This is a genomic window from Niastella caeni (genome assembly GCF_004834005.1).
GTDB lineage: Bacteria > Bacteroidota > Bacteroidia > Chitinophagales > Chitinophagaceae > Niastella > Niastella caeni.
The window spans coordinates 521,243-541,269 of record NZ_STFF01000004.1 but is presented as its reverse complement, the minus strand read 5'-3'; the positions used below and the strand labels follow the sequence as shown (position 1 = coordinate 541,269).

Here is a 20,027-nt window from a genome sequence, read left to right as displayed (position 1 = left end):
ATTTTCAATTAATTAAAGTCCAACAACCAGGTTACATCCGATAGTACGGGTCGAGGGAAATTGACCGATCTCAAAACCTTGCAAAATATCGCTTCCCATAATGGTCCCGAATTCAGGATCGAACATGGGCCATGGCGACCAGATGAACAGGTTACGGCCATAGATACCGAATGTGGCTCTTTGCAATCCGAGTTTTTTGGTAATCTTCGGATGGAGGGTATAATCCAGCCGGGCCTCTCTGAATTTGATATAGTCGGTGCGGAAAGTGCTGCCTTCCGCGTTGTCTACACCAAAATGTGAACGGTAATACTCATCGATGTCTGTAGCAGTGACATCATTCTTTCTGTATTTACCATCAGCTTCCAGAATAACACCATTACCAATGATACCATTATATCTGCCGGGAAGTGTCTTTGTCAATTTTCCCTGTTCGGCCATTTTATAATGCATCAGCGAATGTGCCACACCGCCATACTGCACATCGAACAATACATTTAACCGGAATTGTTTATAACTGAAATCATTGCCGAAACCCAGCCTCCACTTGGGAATGGTATTGCCCAGGTATTGAACTTCCGGGGAGATGAATGCTACACCGGTATTGGCATCATACACTATTTCACCTTCAGGAGAACGCACATAACCTCTTCCATACAGGTCGCCCATGCTGCCACCCACTTTGGCAACTATCTGTCCGCCACCAACAGGGCCATATTGCAATACCACTGAACTATCGGCCAGTTCTTTAATTGTATTTTTATTGGCGGAGAATACGATATTGGCATTCCATTTAAAACCACTTTTCGTAACGATCGGAGTTCCATTCAGCGCTACTTCAATACCTTTATTAACTACACTACCGAGGTTAATTATTTGCCGGGCATAACCAGATGCTCTGTCTACTACGCGCTCCAGGATCTGGTCCCTGGTATTACCTGTATACATCGCTACATCAAAACCTAACCGGTTTTTAAACATTTTAGCGTTAATCCCGGCTTCATATGTTACAGTGCGCAAAGCCCGCAGGTTGGGATTGGTAAGCGTGGTAGGATTTTGCAAGGCGCCGCTCCAGAAACTGCCCGGAGATTGATAATTGTTAGATGCCGTACGATAAGGGGTGGTTTGACCGCTACCGACACCTGATGCCGAGAATCTTAATTTGGCATAGTTTATTACTACGGGTAATTTAAATACTTCAGAGGCTATAAAGCTAACGTTGGCAGAAGGATAAAAGAACCCGGTATTATCTGTACGTTCGGGCGTAGCCAGCACGCTGTTCCAGTCTTGCCTTGCTGTTACATCTGCAAACAGGAAATCTTTATAACCAGCGGTGATCAATCCATAAAAGCTGTTAATAGCGTATTTGCTTTTATAAGGAACAGTCGCCAGCGGGCCGGCTGCATTTGGCAATGTATATACACCGGCATAAATAAGCGAGTCGGCGCGATTTTCATCCTTATTATAAGTGTTTCTCAACGCACTACCACCGGCTGTAATGGAGAAGTCAAAATCAGCATTTACTTTTTTGGCATATTTCAACAGGAAATCGGTAGTAGCTTCCTGGGTAAATATACTTTGTGTGCGATAGCTTCCCTTCGCAAATTTTGTACCGGCATCATAGGGCCGCCTTTGTGAACGTTGTTCGTTACTCAGGTCTAACGATGTTCTTACCTGCAGGCTTAATTCTTTATTGAATGTATAAGTAGCCTGTACATTACCCGTTACTACATGCCGGTTGGAGGCATTCAGGAATTCATAAGCTACCGCATACGGATTTTCGGGGAAGGAACTGTATGGATAAAAGATCCCTTTTTGTTCCTGGCCATTCTTCCAGTAATTTTTTAACCAGTCAAGATCTGCATTGGGTTGCCAGAAAATGAACCAGTACATGATACTCTGGTTACCATAACCGGCGCCGGGCAGGTTATCGCTCCATTTATTGGTATAGTTTATTTTGGAAGAGATCTGTAAATGATCATTCACTTTGGAGTTTACAGCTAATGAAGCCGTATTCCGTTTATAGCCGGTATTCGGAATGATCCATTTGTTCTGCACGTTCGTCAACGAAAAACGGGCCGTGGTTTTATCAGAACCCCCATCAACACTCACTGTATTGGTAATGGTATTACCCGTTGTAAAGAATTTACGCAATTTATTTTTATACGGCTTCCATTCAGTTGGTACTGTAGCACGGGCCTGGGTAACCGGGTCTAACTGATAGAACATTTGTCCATCAAAACGCGGACCATAAGCGGAGCTGCTGGCTGAGTTGGCAGACCGGCCATAATCGTAATCTGCCTGGCCATCCAGGCCCAGGCCATATTCAAATTGCATATCGGGCCAGCGGTTAGCCTGTTCAATATTAGCATTGGAATTGAAATTAACACCCAGGCTTTTTTTCTTATTACCACCTGATTTGGTAGTGATAATGATCGCGCCGTTAGCGGCCCGTTGCCCATACAAGGCTGCGGCGCCTGGTCCCTTTAACACGGTAACCGATTCAATATCTTCCGGGTTCAGGTCATTTAAACTGGTGCCATAATCGGCCGGCATATTATCAGAACCGGTTCCATACGTTGCTTCGCCACCTACAGCGGTCCTGCGGCCGCTGCCCGTATTAATTACTACGCCGTCAACTACAATGAGGGCTTCATTATTATCGGTCAGGTTATTTTCACCACGCAATATGATCTTATTACTTCCGGTTGGTCCCGCATTTGATCTTACCAGGTTCAAACCAGCTACTTTACCAGATAAGGCATCTGTCCAGTTATTGGAAACCGCATCGGTTAGTTGTTCATTATTAATGGTAGTGGTTGCGTAACCCAACGATTTTTCTGCGCGTTTTATACCCAGCGCTGTTACCACCACATTCTGCATTTGCTGATCATCTTTCACCAAACTGATGTTCAACTCCTGTTGTGATTCTGCATTGAAATTCTTTTTCATGGGCAGGAAACCTACAGCAGAGATCTCAACGGTTCCATCTACAGCGGCAATGGTTTTACTGAACCTGCCATTATCATCAGCGATCGCGATCACGCTTTTTTGTCCGGCCTGTTTAATAATTACCGAAGCTCCGGCAACAGGAAGCATGCCTTCTTTTACCGTACCCTTCAAAACTATAGTGGGTGTTTTCTTAGTTGGCGACTCACTTTTTTTGATCACATAACTATTACCGCTGGCAGTGGCAATAAAACCACCAGGAGCTAATACTTTATTTAATAGTTCACCCACACTGCCTGCTTCATAAGAGGCAGCCGGTACTTTAGCCCCGGCCAACTCATCATTCGCATAAGCCAGTTGCAAGTTGAATGTGCGGCCAAAATTCTCGGCAATAGTGGCGAGGTCGCCTGCTCCATGCCGGTATTTTAATTGGCTCGATTGCGCATGCAGGTTAATGACACCTGTCAACAGCAACATTAAAAGCGCAGTAAGTGTTTTAGTTAGTTTTGCGTATTCCATATATTCTTTACATTATAAACAATACAATAGCCATCCGCTTTTTTAGCAGAACAATACAAGTTTGTTGATAAGGAATTCTTAGTGAATATTGTAGCCAGTCAATGAATTCAGCACCGTTAAATTCTCTTTTAAAGAAATCGTCAGGTCCCAGGTAAGCGATACCTTGAATTTTTTATTGATAGTGCCGTGCGTTAGCTTAACCTGGTAATATGTCTCTATGCGATTGAGCAACTCTTCCAATGTAATATTTTGTAACCGTACCTGTTGTTGCAACCACCAGTCTGCTGCATTCGGATCAATAACCTGTACCATGCCGGTGACCGCTTGTGCTGTTTGTACCTGCTGTCCGGCCGTTAACAGTTGGTTGCCGCCGGTATTATTCAGCGCAACCCTGCCTTCTTTTACAGTCAGTTGCAGGTCAACCGGATCCAGTTTACGAATGGTGAAAGCCGTTCCGATCACAGTGATCCGTTGCTGGTTAACGCCAATGGTAAAAGGATGCTGCGCATCTTTTGCCACGCTAAAAAAAGCCATTCCTTTTGACAGCACGGTACTGCGCTGTTTTGAAAAATCAGTGTGCACTTTCACTGTTGACCAGGGTGCTAACCATACTATTGAACCATCTTCCAATAAGATCTTTTTTGAGCTGTCTGCGGTAGCCAGTTCCTGCCAGGGGTTGGCAGATACAGCCGAACTATTGCCAGGTATCTTAATGAATACCGCTACCAGAATAGCAGCGGCAGCGCTTAACCCAATAAAAAACATTTGCTTTTTCCTGCGTCGCCGGTTGTCAATGCGGTCATTGATGCTATTCAATAAGATCTGTTTTTTTTGCATGCCGATGGCTGAAGGCTTACTCCATGCCTGAAGCCATTGCTCATCGGGGTTGTTATTATTATGATCCTTATTGCGCCTTGATTTACGGGGCATGCAAACAGCTTTAGGTTATAGACGGTTGTTAATAGAAAGTGGTACTAGAGCAAATTTAGAAAAATGTGGGAGTTAACAATTTGGTCATACCGGGCAGGAGGAGTACCGGTTACCGGTTTCCGGTTACCAGGACTTAAATTTCGTGCAGCCTGCAAATAATCGGGAGTTCCGAATTTTTTTACCCGGTAACTGGTAACGTTCAAAAGAACAACTGTACCTGCCGCAACATTTTCACAATGCGCTGGCCGGCCGTATGCAACTGGTTCTTGACTGTTTGTTCGCTCAACTGTAATTCAGAGGCAATTTCTTTTACGGAAAGCTGTTCTTCGTTCTTCATGGCATAGATCCTGCGCATTTGTCCGGGCAACTTCCGGGTGGCGTTTTTCCAGATATGATATACCTGTTTGTATTGGTATTGTTCATCGGGGAGGGGCCTTTCTTCGGTGTGCTCGGGCATTTCCGCCGTCAACGTGTACCTTTTTCTTTTGGATGCCCGATGGTGATCACTGATGCAATGTTGAACAATGGTATATAAATAATTACGGAAAGAAGAATGGATCACAATAGACTGGCGTTTGTTCCACAGTCGGAAGAATACCTCCTGCAGCACATCATCGGCCTCTTCCGATCCATTCAGTCGTAAACGTATATACGTGTGAATGGGATCGGCGAACCGGTTAAAAATTTCATCAAAAGCAATTCTGTCCCCCTTTTTCAATTGCAGCAATAATTCGCCGTCTTCGGGAACAATTGGCTGAATATTCATATGGTGCAAACTTAGCAACCAAATGTACTATTTGAAAAGAAGTTGTTTTACTAAATGTTTAAGTTTTTTTAAGTCAGTTTTCTTTAATTATATTACGCAAACGATTGCATTGTTTAATTTTCGCATATATATGCCGCATAAACCTGCAAAAGCGAAACAAAAAGACCGTTTCCGAAACTGGAAACGGTCTTTTTCGAATGCGATCGAAATGATTCAGTTTACTGTTTTATGATTTTTATCTCAGCAACCGTATTCTGTTTATTGACTTTTATAAAGTAAATGCCTTTGGGCAATGATTGCAGATCATTATAGTATTGAGCATTGGTTCCGGCAGTAACAAAACTTGCTTTACGCCAAACCAGCTTTCCATCGCTGTTGAATACCCGAAGTTGTACAGCTTCATCGGTAGCACTTTCAATGGTGATCACTACATGATCGGTGAAAGGGTTCGGTGTAGCGGAAACTCGGACCCCTTTTGCATCAGGGCGAAGGGTAATGATACCACTGTATTTATATTGTCCGTCGATATCTACCATTTTCAGGCGATAATAATTCACGCCGCTGGCTGGGAAAGCATCCACAAAGGAATACTGAAGGGTAGAAGCGGTGGAAGTCGAAGCAGCTACCTGGCCGAGTGATGAAAAATGAATTCCATCTGTACTATGCTCTATTACAAAATGGGAAAAGTTAGAACCCTGGTCGGTTTGCCAGGTAAGATATGTTTTGTTGTTTTTATATACGCCATTCCACGTATGCAGCGTAATTGGCAATACACCACATTGTGAAGTACCATTACTGGAATTCACCAGGCCTACTGGACCGATTAAGACTCCGATAACACCATTTGATCCGGCAACAGCTCCATAAGGAATATCAGGAACCGCAACTCCACTGGCAGAACGGGTAAGTCCGTTAGCGCCTCCGGTAACCGTGATAGAACCCGATGGTATTACATTAGAGATCACCAAACCGCCACCGCCGCCACCACCGGGACCATGCGCCCAATGGCTGCTCATATCGCCGCCTTTACCACCATTGGCCGATGCAGTAATAGTATGTGTACCTACACTGCCGGTCTGGTTGGTTGCCACTAAAATGGTACCACCAGCACCACCACCGCCGGCCGCATCTGTTACACCGGCTGCTGACACGTTATTAGAACCAGCGCCATTGGCTGTAACTGAACCGTTGCCACTGAAAGATCTGCCTCGTATAATAATGATACCCCCGCCACAAGCCCCACTGGATAAATAGTCGGTTGTACCGGCTGTACTATTATTACTGGTTCCGGCGCCACCACCGCCACCTAAAACAAATCTTTGCAAAGAACCTTGAGCAAAAGCAGCACCACCGTATCCGCCTGTAGGATAGGTATTGGGGTTAGCAGCGCCATTGTCCCAACCACTTCCGCCTTTTCCGCCAGCGCCGCCATTACCGCCGCCACCGCCTCCGGGATTGAATCGATTTTGACCAGGATCACCATCGGTGCCGCCGCCGCCGGCATTACCAGGTGCGCCTCTTCCCATGGTGCCATCAATATATCCTTCCACGGCATTTGTAGTGGCGTTGGTTGCGCCATTGGTTAAAGTATAAATTGGCGTTCCGGCAATACCTTCCCCTTTTGCACCGCCTGTAGTATTGGCAGCTACAGTAACAGGAGATGCCCAGCGGAAATCAGTATTTGTTATTGCACCGGTTCCATTGGTATTTCCGGCAGTAACACCAATGAAACGTTTGCCACCGCCACCTCTGAAACCCAGGGCATTGGCTGTTACAGAACCATTTATGGTAATTACATTGGCTGCTTCCAGCACAATAACTCCACCGGTGCTTCCATTCCACGTAGGCGCAGTAATTGAACCGCCCGCATTGATGGTTAGATCATAATAGCGCGGAACCCGAATTACCTGGTAAGTACGGATGCCGGTAGAGGCAGAATAAGCTTGTGTGTAATAATTATTGGCCAGGGTATAAGAAAAAGTTATATCACCGGTTCCACTGTTGAAATTGGATACAATATTGTATTCATACCGGCCGGCTACCAGGTTGCTGGTTAAATAACCGCTGGCATTGCCACCGGAAATACCATCGCCATAAGAATCGCTATTGGTGCTATTGTAATCAGCGCCCTGCATTTGAATGATCAGTACCATATCGCCATTAGCCAGGGCTGTAGCGCTTCCTCTGGCATCGAGAGTACCTACTGTTAATGTGGTAGCACCAATGATAGGATTGCCTGTACCGGGATAATATGAGTTTACGATCTGGTTAGCTGATGCAATGGTAGTAGTGCCGCTCGTTGGCGCTACTCCGCATTGGCTGTAAGAATCGGTGAACAAAGAGAGCAGAAAGACAGATGACAGGAATGCTCGTGTAAAAAATGGTTGCATTTTCACATTCAATTGGTTTGGGGGTTTTGGTTGGGGGTTTTCTTCGAATTAAAAAAAGCGCAAATTTATTATTTTTTATAATATATGTATTACAAACAATTAAATAAATTCAGCATACAACCAAGTTTACCCAGAAACCTTTATTATTGCAAAACCTTATTTTTCAAAAATATATAGATAACAATCCTTGTTAAATCATTTATAATTTAATATCCCAACTGCATTTTGAACTTCTCAATTTGCCGCCGGTGGCGCAGGATATGAACAATGGCATGTTCTGTCATTTGTTCTATATCGTATAACTGACCCCAACCGGCTTTTATCTTTAATGTGTTGTCAAATTGTTCCAGTTCGTGATCTGTAAATGCTGCAAATACATTTTCAGTAAAATAAAATACATCGTCCAGATCATGTAGGTATTCCGCCATAGTCAAATGAAATGTTTTTTCGGGCCGCGCCTTATTGCCTTTTAAATTATGAATACTGGTAGCATACCCATAACCCGAACTTACCACGTGTGATAAAACGGTTTGTAGCGACCTGCAATTGTCGTCTTTAGTATGCGGGTCAACAATAACTGTTAATGCACTGTCAGGAATATTTTTGACTGTCACTTTTAGTTCTGAAATAGCGTTTTCATATATATCCAGCAATGCACCAATTGCCCCTTGTCTGTATTTTTTTGCCATATGGTTCTTGGGAATGTGTAATATAAAAATAGGCAAAGCAGAAGTATTTTGTAATTACATTTGTCTTACAACCTGATCTATGAGCAATATTCCATTTCAAACAATCGACTGGACAACCATTAAAAAAACCGAACACACCGGGGAATCAGGCATGGCCTGGTGGCAAACCTTACAATTCAGTGGACTGCGGGTGCGTGTGGTAGAATATTCTAAAGGCTATTTGGCTGATCATTGGTGCGAAAAGGGCCATATTGTGCATTGCCTGGAAGGGGCTTTTGTAAGTGAGCTCAAAAATGGTGAATCATTCCAATTAAGCAAAGGCATGACGTATATCGTGTCTGACGACCTTAGCTCGCATCGTTCTGTCTCTGAAAATGGCGTTAAACTTTTGATCATTGATGGCGATTTTTTGAAAAATCAGCCGTCAGAAAACATATAAAACGAACTCTTCCTAAAAAATTTCCCGCTTAAAGTGTGATTTTTTTGAACTTGCTGCGAATAATAAGAAAAGCCGGTTCCTTATTATTATTCAAATGCAAACAGATAAGTCAGACATATTCCTTTCAGTAATTGAAACAAATAAAGGCATTATCTATAAGGTAGCTAATGCTTACTGCCTGCATGCAGAAGACAGAAAAGACCTTATACAGGAGATCATTGTACAATTGTGGAAATCGTTCGATGGGTATAACGATCAGTATAAATATACCACCTGGATGTACCGCATTTCGCTGAATGTCGCCATCTCTTTTTATCGCAAGGAAAATCGCCGCAAACAATTTACAGATCCATTATCGGATAACATCCTGGAACTGGTTGATGAAAATGCCGCTCTTGAAACCGATAAGAACATCGGTTATTTAAAGCAATTCATTGCGGGGTTAAAAGAGTTGGATAAAGCACTGATGCTATTATATCTTGAAGAAAAAAGCTATAAAGAAATTGCCGAGATCACCGGCATTTCAGAAACCAATGTATCGACCAGGATAGGACGGATCAAAAAAATATTAAAACAAAAATTTTCAACCTTAAAAGTATAGCCATGGAAGACAATGAAATCATCAATCTTTGGAGATCATACGGTCAAAAGCTGGAAGAAAACCTGCAGCTCAACCGGAAAAATGCAGAAGATATCACCCGGTTAAAAGTAAAGTCGTTCCTCGCCTCTATGAAGCCATTAAAGATCTTTACCATTGCAGCAGGCATTATATGGGTAGGGGCGATAGACCTGATGATCATCAAAGCTTTTCCGGCAGCCAATTGGTTCTTTATCATTTCCGCAGGTATCCAGGTATTACTTACCAAACTGGCGATCATCATCTACCTGTACCAGTTGATCCTTATTTACAAGGCTGATATTAGTGAACCGGTATTGGAAACCCAACACAAATTGGCCCGGTTAAAATCGACCACCATTTTAGTTACCCGTATCCTGTTTTTACAATTGCCGGTATGGACAACCTTTTACTGGAACAAAAGCATGTTGGAGAATGGGAATATGGCCCTGTACCTTATTCAAATTGTAATTACCCTTTCCTTCACTTTAGTAGCCATATGGCTTTTCAGGAACATTAAATATGAGAACAAGGATAAAAAATGGTTCCGGCTGATCTTTGATGGCAAAGAATGGACGCCCGTGCTTAAATCAATTGAATTACTGAACCAGGTGAAGGAGTATAAAACCGATAACGCCAATTGATCCGCAATTGCTAAATTGCCGCATGGCAAAACAACAACAGGCAATACCCACCATCACAAAATCGGGTTTCGGGTTTTTACAGAAGTTAAAAAAGAACAATCACCGCGACTGGTTCAATGCCAATAAGGCCATTTATCAGCAGGAACTGGAGTTGGTTGAGCATTTTGCAGAAGCATTACTGCGCGAGCTCAACAGGCACGATGAAATTGAAACACCTTCCGGTAAAAAAAGTCTGCACCGCATTTACCGCGACATCCGTTTTTCGAGCGATAAAACGCCCTATAAAACAAACTGGAGCGGAAATTTTAAACGCGCAACCAAATACCGCCGGGGTGGCTATTATTTTCACCTGGAGCCAGGTAACAGCTATATTGCCGGCGGTTTCTGGGCGCCAAACCCACAAGACCTGAAACGCATCAGGGACGACATTGCTTTTGACGCCACACCACTGCGAAAGATCTTAAAGCAAAAGACATTCACCACTACTTTCGGCACTTTAAAAGGCGAACAATTAAAAACAGCGCCTAAAGGCTTCGAGGGTGATCACGAAGCCATTGACCTGTTGCGCTATAAACAATTCCTGCTTATCAGGCATTTTTCAGACAAAGAAGTTTTAAGCGACTCGTTTTTGAAAGAAGCCAACCAAACGTTTAAAAATATGCGCCCCTTCTTTGATTATATGAGCGAAGTGCTTACTACCGATACCAATGGGCTGGAAGTGTGATAAGGCTTTAATAACAAAAACGTAATCAAAAAAGGTAAAAATACGGACGGTATAATTTCAAATCAGAAAGTTGACGGCGTTACTTATACCAAAAATGATGCATCCATAGAGGATCAATTGGTTGAGTTGTAGAAGATCCTTGCGACGTAATTATCGCGAGGGAAGAAACAGGAACTAAAAAAAAATGCCCGAACGTAAATTACCTGGCCGGCATTGCTTTTAAATTCAGATCGATCAATGTAAATGGGTATAATAGCTATCTTCCTGCCCGGGAGATAGCTTTTTTTATTTTGGTAGCATACTTATTTATAGAATTCTTTACTTTTAGAACGCAAATCTTTACCAACAACCAAACTTTGTTCATGAGAAAGAACCGCATCCTGGTAATCGCTCCGATTTTCCGAGGGCCAATTAATACTGCATCCCTAACAACATTCCAATTATTTATCAGTTCACGATCCACTTATAGCTGTTACTAGCGTAAGCGTAATCACCTGCCGATTTATCATTCGTTCCGTTCGCAATGTGCGAACGCAATTACGCATGTATATATATGGCTTTTCTCCGGCCAGATTACCATTTGGCCTTAAGCAATAAATATTTACCGATGAGAAATTGTTTAATTACTGTTTTACTGGCAATTGCCTGGAGCAATACCGTTTTCTCCCAGGCTGACATTGCAGCTCCGCAAATCATTCCACCATCACCAGATGCCGCTGCACTTGGAAAATATGGTGAGTTTCCAACCGACCTAAGCAATGGGCTCACTAAAATTGAGATCCCTTTGTATACCATCAAATCAAGATCATTAGAACTTCCAATTAGTTTGTCATATCATGCCGGAGGTAATAAGATAGATGATATTGCCAGTTGGGTAGGACTAGGCTGGGTGCTGAATGCCACCGGCGTTGTAACCCGTACTGTGCGCGGCAGGGCCGATGAATTAGGCGGCTACCTGAACTTTTTTATGACAACGCGGCAAGTCGATCTCAGTACCAGCCCTGATTCTGTGTACAGTTACCTGGACCCAAGGAGTAAAGGCATAATTGATAGTGAATCCGATATGTATACCTATAACGCCAATGGCATAAGCGGAACATTTATGTATACAAAGGATCAACAGTTACTGCAGGTGCCGCTTACCGATAATAAAATAATCGACAACCCGGGTAATAATTATACCATCATTTCCGACAATGGTACCACCTATATTTTCGACGTTGCCGAAAGCTCCTGGCACAATGACCAGCATCCGGTTAATACCGCTTTTTATTTAAGCAAAATGATCTCTGCCGACAAAACCGACACCATTTATTTTGAATACTTTACCGACGGACGGCAATATGGTGATGTATCGTTGAGTGAATTTACCAATTGTGATGATGAGGGTGGAATTACACTCGATGTAAACGCAAACAGAAGTACGCGTATCTTGCAGAAGATAACCTTTGCCGGTGGCTATGTATCTTTTATTTGTAAAGGCGACAGAATAGACAAGAGAAAGTACCGGTTATCAGATATTAAAGTATATGACAACAATCAGGGATTAAAAAACTGGATCCAGCTGGCACATGGTAATTACACTTCCTTTACGCCTGCCAGCATCGATACCGTCAATTATGAAAATCATGCATATCGGTTACGCCTTGATAGTGTAAAAATGTTAGATCAAACCGGCAAGTTAGCAGCCGCCTGGTCGTTGCACTACAACAATACGGTACTGCCGGCCTATTACGCAGCAACGAACCCCAACGCCACTTATTATTTTGGCCAGGACCTCTGGGGATATTATAATGGGGTTTTTACAAACAGCAGGTTATTACATTATACCGCACCCTGTATTTCTGCACCTGCCAACCGGAGTGTTTCTACAACTCATGCCCAGGCAGGCATCTTGCAGGAGATCAGGTTCCCTACCGGCGGCAGAACTGTTTTTACGTACGAATCCAATGCCTGTGGAAGCCCGATGGGCGGCTTACGCATAAAACAAATTGACAATTATGTTGACTCCATTGCACCTCCGGTAACAAAAAGTTATGCATACGGGGGTTGTTATACCACCGGTTATTCCGGTTACCAATATTCGCCGAATAACTACGTATACACGAAAGCAAAAGTTTATGTTACGGCTGTGTATGAGTTGGTTGTTAGGAATTTTTATGTTTCTTCGCCTACACTGCCGCTTTCCTATAACAGCAATACGGTGTTTTATAAAAATGTAATTGAATATAACGGAACCAGCGAAAAAAATACTGGCAAAACGGAATATGATTTTGAAGCCGAAGAAGATAGTGTTTATGCCACCAATGTTAAATTGCCTACACCGGATAATACCTATAATTATCCCGTCACCTTTACTTATCCAAGATATGGGTACTATTCAGCTAGCAGAAGCTGGTCGCGCGGGCCATTAAAAGAAAGCAGGGTGTACCGCCGTGAACCGAACGGTGATTTTACACTCATTAAAAAAACAGTCAACACCTACCAGTTTTATAAACCGCAAACCGTTATCACGGGCATTAATGTCTTTAAAAATTTCAGCTACCCTTTATTAGAACATTCAGCATCCAGTGCTGCAGAAGCGAGGTTCCGGTTTCAATATTTCGATGTTATTACCAATACCTGGTCAAAAAAGCTAAGGCAAACAACTGTAACAGATTATGCCAATGGGTTAACGTTAAACCAAATTACAAAATTCGACTATGATGCTGTTAATGCAGCCACAAACCCGCATTTGTTGCTTACAAGGCAGGTAATTGTAAACAGCCGCGGCGATTCTATTGCAAAGCAATTGCAATATCCACGCGATTTTACGGGTACAGCTGTATATGACAGCATGTTGCAAAACAACATAAAGAGTACTGTGGTAAGAGAAGTGGAAAAATTCAACGGAACAGATAACAAGGGAACCTATACGCAATTCAATCAATATACAGGGCAGGGGGGCGCTATGTACCTGCCGGCTATGGTTCAGAAATATTATAAAAACTCCGGCTGGAAGAATGAAATTATATTCGATCAGTATGATGAAACAGCACGGCTTCGCCAAATGCACCACAACAATCATATACCAGTAGCTTATTTGTGGGATTATCAAAAAAAATATCCTGTTGCTGAAGTAACAGCCGCCGCCGTAAATGACATTGCTTATACATCATTTGAGGGCGATGGCCAGGGTAATTTCAGTTTTACGGGAACTACTACGGTTGATAATACAGCCCCTACAGGCAACCGGTGTTACGCACTTACCGGTAGCAATAATATCGTAAAGCAAGGACTCACTGCTTCCAAAACTTATATTGTTAGCTACTGGCAAAAAAACAATGCTACTACGCCACTTACCATTACGGGCACACAGGGTACAGCAGTTAAGGGTAAAACAGTTAGCGGCTGGACGTATTTCGAACATACCGTTACAGGTGTTTCTCTGGTAACGATCACGGCAACTGCCAAATCTATTGATGAATTAAGAGTTTATCCCATTGAAGCGCAAATGACCACGTATACGTATGTACCATTGATCGGCATGACGAGCCGTTGTGATGCCAACAATTACATCGTTTACTACGAATACGATGGTTACAACCGGTTGAAGCTGGTTCGCGACCAGGATAAAAACATCATTAAAACAATTGACTATAACTATACGTCCGGTACCGGACAACCGGGTACGCCAGTATTTTAGTAAGTCTGATTGATTGAACCTAACATCTTTCTTATGCCTTTCCCAAAAAAATTGATAAAAGCAATATTTGTTCTGTTTGTATTGGCTACAGCAATACCAGGTAAAGCCCAGATCCAGGGGAATATGATTTTTGGCAACCAGAGCATTTTTTCCGGCAATACGCCCAGTCAGTTAAGTGGCCCGGTTCCCTCAGGCGGTAACTGCACCAGCTATACTTACCAATGGCAGAATTCACCCGACAATGTGGGCTGGTATAATATTACCAATGCAACCACCCTTAACTATACGCCGGGGCCGTTGTATGCCACCACTTATTACCGGCGCCAGGTAAAATGCGGAACAGAAATAAACAATTCGAATGTGGTAACCAAAAGTGTATTTGAGCATTTGGCACCCGGCACGGTATCACCCGGCACGCAAACCATACCTTATAATACATCACCAGCCATATTAACAAGTACGAATCCAACCGGAGGCATCTGCACCAGCTATAGTTATCAGTGGCAAAGCGGCACTTCGGCAGGCATTTTTAGTGACATTCCTAATGCTACAACGCAAAACTACACACCGGCGCCTTTAACCACCACCACCTATTTCCGGCTCCGGGTAAACTGCGGATCAGAATCGGCTTATAGCAATTCGGTTACGGTAACTGTACAACCGAATACGAACCCCGCTCTGCAACCCGGAACACCATCCACGTCTAAAACAATAGCATATAATACATCACCCGGAGCGCTTTCAGGCGGAACGGCAACCGGAGGTAATTGCAACGGCAACTATACTTACCAGTGGCAAAGCAGTACTGATAATGTAACCTTTAATAATGTCAGCGGCGCTACGGCGGCCAATTATACACCCGGCGCACTTACGGCTACTACCTATTTCCGCCGGCAGGTTGCCTGCAGTAGTGATACAGCAAATACCAGTGTGATCACCATTACAGTAAAGCCGGCGCTCGGCGGTGGTACGGTGAGCCCGGTAACAATAACGGTAAATTATAACAGGTCGCCTGGTACATTAACAGCCACCGCTGCCACCGGTGGACTTTGCACCAATTATACATATCAATGGCAAATAAGTACCAACAATTCAACTTATACTGATATTCTGAATGCATCTTCCCAAAGCTATTTGCCCGGTAATCTGGGCGTAAAAACGTATTTCCGGCGGAAAACAACCTGCGGCGCTGAAATAGCCTATACACCAGTTGTTACAGTGACAGTAAATCCATATGTAGCAACCGGTATTGTTTCACCGGTGGCATATGCAGTGGTTTCCGGTGGCAGCCCCGGTGTAATAACCGCCGGCCCGGCCAGCGGTGGAGTATGTGCCGGTAGCTTTACCTATCAATGGCAATCATCAACCAATGGAATTACTTACAGCAACATCGTGGGCGCAACGGGATTGCAATATGCAGTCAATAGTCTTACCGCCACCACCTGGTACCGTCGCCGGGTTATTTGTGGTACAGACACCTCTTATACAGAACCGTCATTGGTTAAAGTTTTAAGCGCTATCAATACAGGTGATCTGAATCTTGTACGGGTACGCGATATAACGCGTGCCGGAGTAACCACGATCGCTGTTGCCGATACCGTAAGTAATGTTTATGCCGTAAAACAAACCGCACAGTATTTCGATGGTTTGGGTAACCTTACGCAAACAGTCAGCAAAAAAGCAAGCTCCTCGCAATATGATCTGGTGCAGCCTGTAGCATACGATGAATTTGGCAGGGAGGTCATTAAATACCTGCCCTATGTAGCCGGAATTAATACAGGACATTACCAGATGAACCCTTTAAATGGTCAGAACAGTTTTAACAGCAGTGCTTTTCCGGCAGAAAAATTTTATTATGCACAAACTAATTACGAAGCATCGCCATTGAACCGGGCGCTTTCGCAAACAGCGCCTGGCAATAACTGGATGGGCAGCAACCGCGCTGTTACGCAGCAGTATCTTTTCAATGCACTAACCGACAGCGTAAGAATATGGACGGTTGCCGATGCCATCGGCAGTATACCGGTATCTACAACCGCTTATGCCGCCGGTGTATTGTTTAAGAACGTAACGGCAGATGAACACGGCAAACAGGTTATTGAGTATAAGGATAAGGAAGGACAGATCATTTTGAAGAAAGCACAACTGTCAAACGCACCTGCAGCCGGGCATAGCGGTTGGTTATGCACCTACTATATCTATGATACCCGCAACCGGCTCCGCTTTGTAATACAACCACGCGCTACGGAACTTATCAGGTCTAACTGGACGATCACTACCGCCATCGCCGCTGCATTGTGTTTCCGGTATGAATACGATGATGAAAACCATATGATCATCAAAAAAGTACCGGGCGCCGGAGAAACGCATCTGGTATATGATGCGCGCGACAGGCTTGTTATGACACAGGATTCCCTGCTTCGGGCAGCCGGAAAATGGCAGGTAATGGAATATGAAAATAACCAGAACCGTTTACGCAGGACCGGACTGTTAACAAACGCCAACAATCGCGCCTATCATCAGGGCCTGGCCGTTTCCTCAATAATTTATCCCGCTACGAGCAGCGGATACGAAATACTAACAGAAAATTATTACGATAATTACAGTTGGGTTGCCGGCAGTGGAACTACCCTGGGCAGCACAATGGACCTTACCAATGCAGCCAATAGCAGTTATTTTATTACCACCTATAACAGTGCACCTGTATATGCGGTCGCTATTGCACCCAGTTACCTGGTACGAGGTTTACCTACCGGTTCAAAAGTAAAGGTGCTGGGCAGCAACCCCGCTCAATATATTTATACCGTTCAGTTCTATGACGACCGGTCAAGAGTTATTCAAACGCAAACGGTAAATGTGAGCGGAGAAAAAGATATCGTTACCATGCAATACGATTTCAGCGGGCAGGTGCTGCGCAAATTAGGCATCTTTAAAAAGAACACACCAAATGCGCAAACGCATACGATACTCACGAAAATGAACTATGATCATGCAGACAGACTGTTATCTGTAACGCAAACAACCAACAGCGTGATCAATGGAAAAACGATAACAACACCGGAAAAAACACTGGCAACACTTCAGTATAATGAGTTGGGACAATTAAAAAAGAAAAGCATCGGGAACAATCTCGACAGTCTGGTATATGATTATAATATCAGGAACTGGATAACCGGAATCAATAAGAATTTTGTTGCAGGTACTGCTGCCGGATATTTTGGACTGGAACTTGGGTATGATAACACCACCACAGCAGCAGGCTCCACTACGTTTCTGAATCCACAGTATAATGGCAATATTGCAGGCGCTATCTGGAAAAGTAAGGGCGATGGCATTAATCGTAAATACGATTATAGTTATGACAATATAAGCCGGTTAACAGCCGCCGGTTATGTAGAGAACACGAGCGGTACTACCTGGAACAATACCCAGCTCGATTTCAGCGTAAGCAATATCAGTTACGATGCCAATGGCAATATATTGACGATGCAACAAAAAGGGTGGAAGGCCGGCAGCAATATTACCATTGACAACCTGACCTACAATTATAATACGAACAGCAACCAACTCAAAAATGTAATTGATGCAGTGAATGACACGGCAACCCAGTTAGGCGATTTCAGAAGTTCATCAACCTATATGACAACGCTGGGGGGAACAAAAACCGCAGCAGCCGTTGATTATACCTACGATGCCAACGGAAACATGATAAAAGACCTGAACAAGGATATAGATACAACCGGCGCTGCCATTGAGTACAATCATTTGAACCTGCCTGCTGTTGTACGCATAAAGAATAAAGGCAGCATAATGTATATATACGATGCGGCAGGTAACAAACTTAAAAAGATCGTACGGGAAACAGGCAAGCCCAACAAGACCACATTATATATGGGCAACGCTGTTTATGAAAACGATACGCTCCAGTTCATTGCTCATGAAGAAGGCAGGCTGCGGTACTCGAAAAAATATTTCTTTAACGGCGACAGCACCTATGCATTTTTCTACGACTACTTTATAAAAGATCATCTGGGCAATACGCGAATGGTATTGACTGAACAAAAAGATACTTCCGGCTACTACGCTACTATGGAATTGGGTACGGGAAATGGCATCCGCAATAAAGAAAAAGCACTGTTCAATAACATAGAAGCAAGTGCTTATGCAGCAGCAAGTGTGCCCGGGGGTTACCCTACTGATACCTCGCTGACCAACCCTAATAATTACGTAGCCAGGCTAAATGGCAGTGGCCAGAAAGTAGGACCCTCCATTGTACTGAAAGTAATGTCGGGCGATGTTATTGATGTAGCCATAAGATCGTTTTACCGCTCACAAACCAGTACCGGGAATAGCAGCGCCCTCACTGATATCCTGACTTCGCTGGCAGGTGGTATTGTAACCGTTTCAGGCGATATAAAAGGAACGCTTCCCCAGTTAAGCAATAGCAGCACCAGTCCGTTGCTGGGCCCATTGAATCTTTTCCGCACCGACAAGAACCCCGATATCAGTGGCAAGCCAAAAGCTTTCTTAAACTGGATATTGCTCGATGACCAGTTTCATTATGTAAGCAGTTATCCGCAAAGCGGTGCATTGCCGGTAGGCGTGGCAGATGTTTTAAATACCCTGGCCTATACAGGGATCAACATCACTAAAAACGGTTATTTGTATGTGTATGTAAGTAACGAAACACAAGGCAGGGATGTGTTCTTCGATAACCTGGCCATAAAACATTATACCGGGCCGGTGCTGGAAGAAACGCACTATTATCCGTTCGGATTAACCATGGCAGCGATCAGCTCAAAAGCCGCCGGTAAACAAAGCAACAGGTACCTGTATAATGGTAAGGAAAAACAGCAGCAGGAATTCAGCGATGGCAGTGGGTTGGAGTGGTACGATTATGGCGCCAGAATGTATGATGCGCAAATTGGAAGGTGGAGCGTGGTTGATCCGCTTTCTGAGAAAAGCCGCCGCTGGAGCCCATATACATATGCTTATGATAACCCCATCAGATTTATTGACCCTGATGGAATGGAGGGCAAACCAGTAAACCAGGATAAGCCGGATCCAAAATTCAAAGAATTACCTTCCTCTACAAACTCATTGAACTTAAATGATGTAAATGGTACTACTGTAACAAGAGAAGTGATAAAGATTGTTAAGAACCACGGCAAAGAGGTACAGGAGAAAAAAAGCCTGGATAATTTTGCAAAAACAACATTGCAGGGATCCGGAAACGGCATTGTAGAGTATGTTTTATCTGATGGCCTCCTGGGTAAAGATGATGGTTTGACAGTGGACATTCATACGGAGGTATTGGAAGGCTCGGAAAAAGTATTGTATGAATCAGATAGAGGCGTATCAACAAATACAGACGCTGACCAGGAAGTCGATAAAAGTAAAGGGGTATCCACAAAAGGAGGGGTAGAAAAGGATGGCGTTTCGGCGGAGGCAGAATTTAATGTAGGTACTTCCGTTACCAATTCGGGCAATCAGGCTGTTAGTATTAGTGATAATGTTAAAGCAGAAACGGTAAAAGCGAAATTTAAGGTTACAGTTACTGTTTCATTAAAACTAAACGGTCTTATCGATGGCGAAAAAACAGTTACCACAACCTTCTCTCATGAAACAGAGGGTACCTATACAAGAACGCTTAGCGGTAAATAAAACAGCATGAATTTC

The 20,027-nt window shown here is 43.6% G+C and carries 11 protein-coding genes; 6 read left to right on the top strand and 5 right to left on the bottom strand.

What is annotated here, in order from left to right:
* Positions 1–12 precede the first annotated feature (12 nt).
* From FAM09_RS17085 to FAM09_RS17065, 5 genes are all read right to left on the bottom strand, one after another.
* Positions 13–3,465 (bottom strand): SusC/RagA family TonB-linked outer membrane protein, encoded by a 3,453-nt coding sequence (locus tag FAM09_RS17085; RefSeq protein WP_208025587.1) that lies wholly within the window; start codon positions 3,463–3,465, stop codon positions 13–15.
* 78 nt (positions 3,466–3,543) lie between these two features.
* Positions 3,544–4,395: a FecR family protein gene (locus FAM09_RS17080; RefSeq protein ID WP_136578343.1), complete on the bottom strand. Its 852-nt coding sequence runs from the start codon at positions 4,393–4,395 to the stop codon at positions 3,544–3,546.
* A 199-nt stretch (positions 4,396–4,594) separates the two neighbouring features.
* Positions 4,595–5,161: an RNA polymerase sigma factor gene (locus FAM09_RS17075; protein ID WP_136578342.1), complete on the bottom strand. Its 567-nt coding sequence runs from the start codon at positions 5,159–5,161 to the stop codon at positions 4,595–4,597.
* A gap of 218 nt (positions 5,162–5,379) precedes the next feature.
* A complete protein-coding gene (locus FAM09_RS17070) occupies positions 5,380–7,551 on the bottom strand; it encodes a T9SS type A sorting domain-containing protein (RefSeq protein WP_136578341.1) in 2,172 nt (723 codons plus the stop codon).
* Positions 7,552–7,757: 206 nt separating this feature from the next.
* Positions 7,758–8,240: a DinB family protein gene (locus tag FAM09_RS17065; RefSeq protein ID WP_136578340.1), complete on the bottom strand. Its 483-nt coding sequence runs from the start codon at positions 8,238–8,240 to the stop codon at positions 7,758–7,760.
* Positions 8,241–8,319: 79 nt separating this feature from the next.
* Here FAM09_RS17065 and FAM09_RS17060 point away from each other — a divergent pair, with 79 nt between their 5' ends.
* From FAM09_RS17060 to FAM09_RS31085, 6 genes are all read left to right on the top strand, one after another.
* The gene (locus FAM09_RS17060; RefSeq protein ID WP_136578339.1) at positions 8,320–8,679 is read left to right on the top strand and encodes a DHCW motif cupin fold protein; all 360 of its coding nucleotides are present in this window, start codon (positions 8,320–8,322) and stop codon (positions 8,677–8,679) included.
* 94 nt (positions 8,680–8,773) lie between these two features.
* Complete coding sequence (locus FAM09_RS17055; RefSeq protein ID WP_136578338.1) at positions 8,774–9,280, top strand: RNA polymerase sigma factor; 507 nt, start codon at positions 8,774–8,776, stop codon at positions 9,278–9,280.
* Positions 9,281–9,282: 2 nt separating this feature from the next.
* Complete coding sequence (locus FAM09_RS17050) at positions 9,283–9,939, top strand: hypothetical protein (protein WP_136578337.1); 657 nt, start codon at positions 9,283–9,285, stop codon at positions 9,937–9,939.
* A gap of 22 nt (positions 9,940–9,961) precedes the next feature.
* Positions 9,962–10,663, top strand: a complete 702-nt coding sequence (locus FAM09_RS17045) for a DUF2461 domain-containing protein (protein WP_136578336.1) — start codon at positions 9,962–9,964, stop codon at positions 10,661–10,663.
* Between the two features lie 607 nt (positions 10,664–11,270).
* Positions 11,271–14,348 carry an RHS repeat domain-containing protein gene (locus tag FAM09_RS17040; RefSeq protein WP_136578335.1) on the top strand — a complete coding sequence of 1,026 codons (3,078 nt, stop codon included), beginning with the start codon at positions 11,271–11,273 and terminating at the stop codon, positions 14,346–14,348.
* A gap of 33 nt (positions 14,349–14,381) precedes the next feature.
* Complete coding sequence (locus FAM09_RS31085; RefSeq protein ID WP_208025586.1) at positions 14,382–20,012, top strand: DUF6443 domain-containing protein; 5,631 nt, start codon at positions 14,382–14,384, stop codon at positions 20,010–20,012.
* Positions 20,013–20,027: the final 15 nt, after the last annotated feature.

Bases quoted from the DNA above. Each gene is read 5' to 3' on its own strand.
- FAM09_RS17045 (WP_136578336.1), top strand. From the start codon at position 9,962: ATGGCAAAACAACAACAGGCAATACCCACCATCACAAAATCGGGTTTC.
- FAM09_RS17055 (WP_136578338.1), top strand. From the start codon at position 8,774: ATGCAAACAGATAAGTCAGACATATTCCTTTCAGTAATTGAAACAAAT.
- FAM09_RS17065 (WP_136578340.1), bottom strand. From the start codon at position 8,240: ATGGCAAAAAAATACAGACAAGGGGCAATTGGTGCATTGCTGGATATA.
- FAM09_RS17070 (WP_136578341.1), bottom strand. From the start codon at position 7,551: ATGCAACCATTTTTTACACGAGCATTCCTGTCATCTGTCTTTCTGCTC.
- FAM09_RS17040 (WP_136578335.1), top strand. From the start codon at position 11,271: ATGAGAAATTGTTTAATTACTGTTTTACTGGCAATTGCCTGGAGCAAT.
- FAM09_RS17050 (WP_136578337.1), top strand. From the start codon at position 9,283: ATGGAAGACAATGAAATCATCAATCTTTGGAGATCATACGGTCAAAAG.
- FAM09_RS17075 (WP_136578342.1), bottom strand. From the start codon at position 5,161: ATGAATATTCAGCCAATTGTTCCCGAAGACGGCGAATTATTGCTGCAA.
- FAM09_RS17080 (WP_136578343.1), bottom strand. From the start codon at position 4,395: ATGCCCCGTAAATCAAGGCGCAATAAGGATCATAATAATAACAACCCC.
- FAM09_RS31085 (WP_208025586.1), top strand. From the start codon at position 14,382: ATGCCTTTCCCAAAAAAATTGATAAAAGCAATATTTGTTCTGTTTGTA.
- FAM09_RS17085 (WP_208025587.1), bottom strand. From the start codon at position 3,465: ATGGAATACGCAAAACTAACTAAAACACTTACTGCGCTTTTAATGTTG.
- FAM09_RS17060 (WP_136578339.1), top strand. From the start codon at position 8,320: ATGAGCAATATTCCATTTCAAACAATCGACTGGACAACCATTAAAAAA.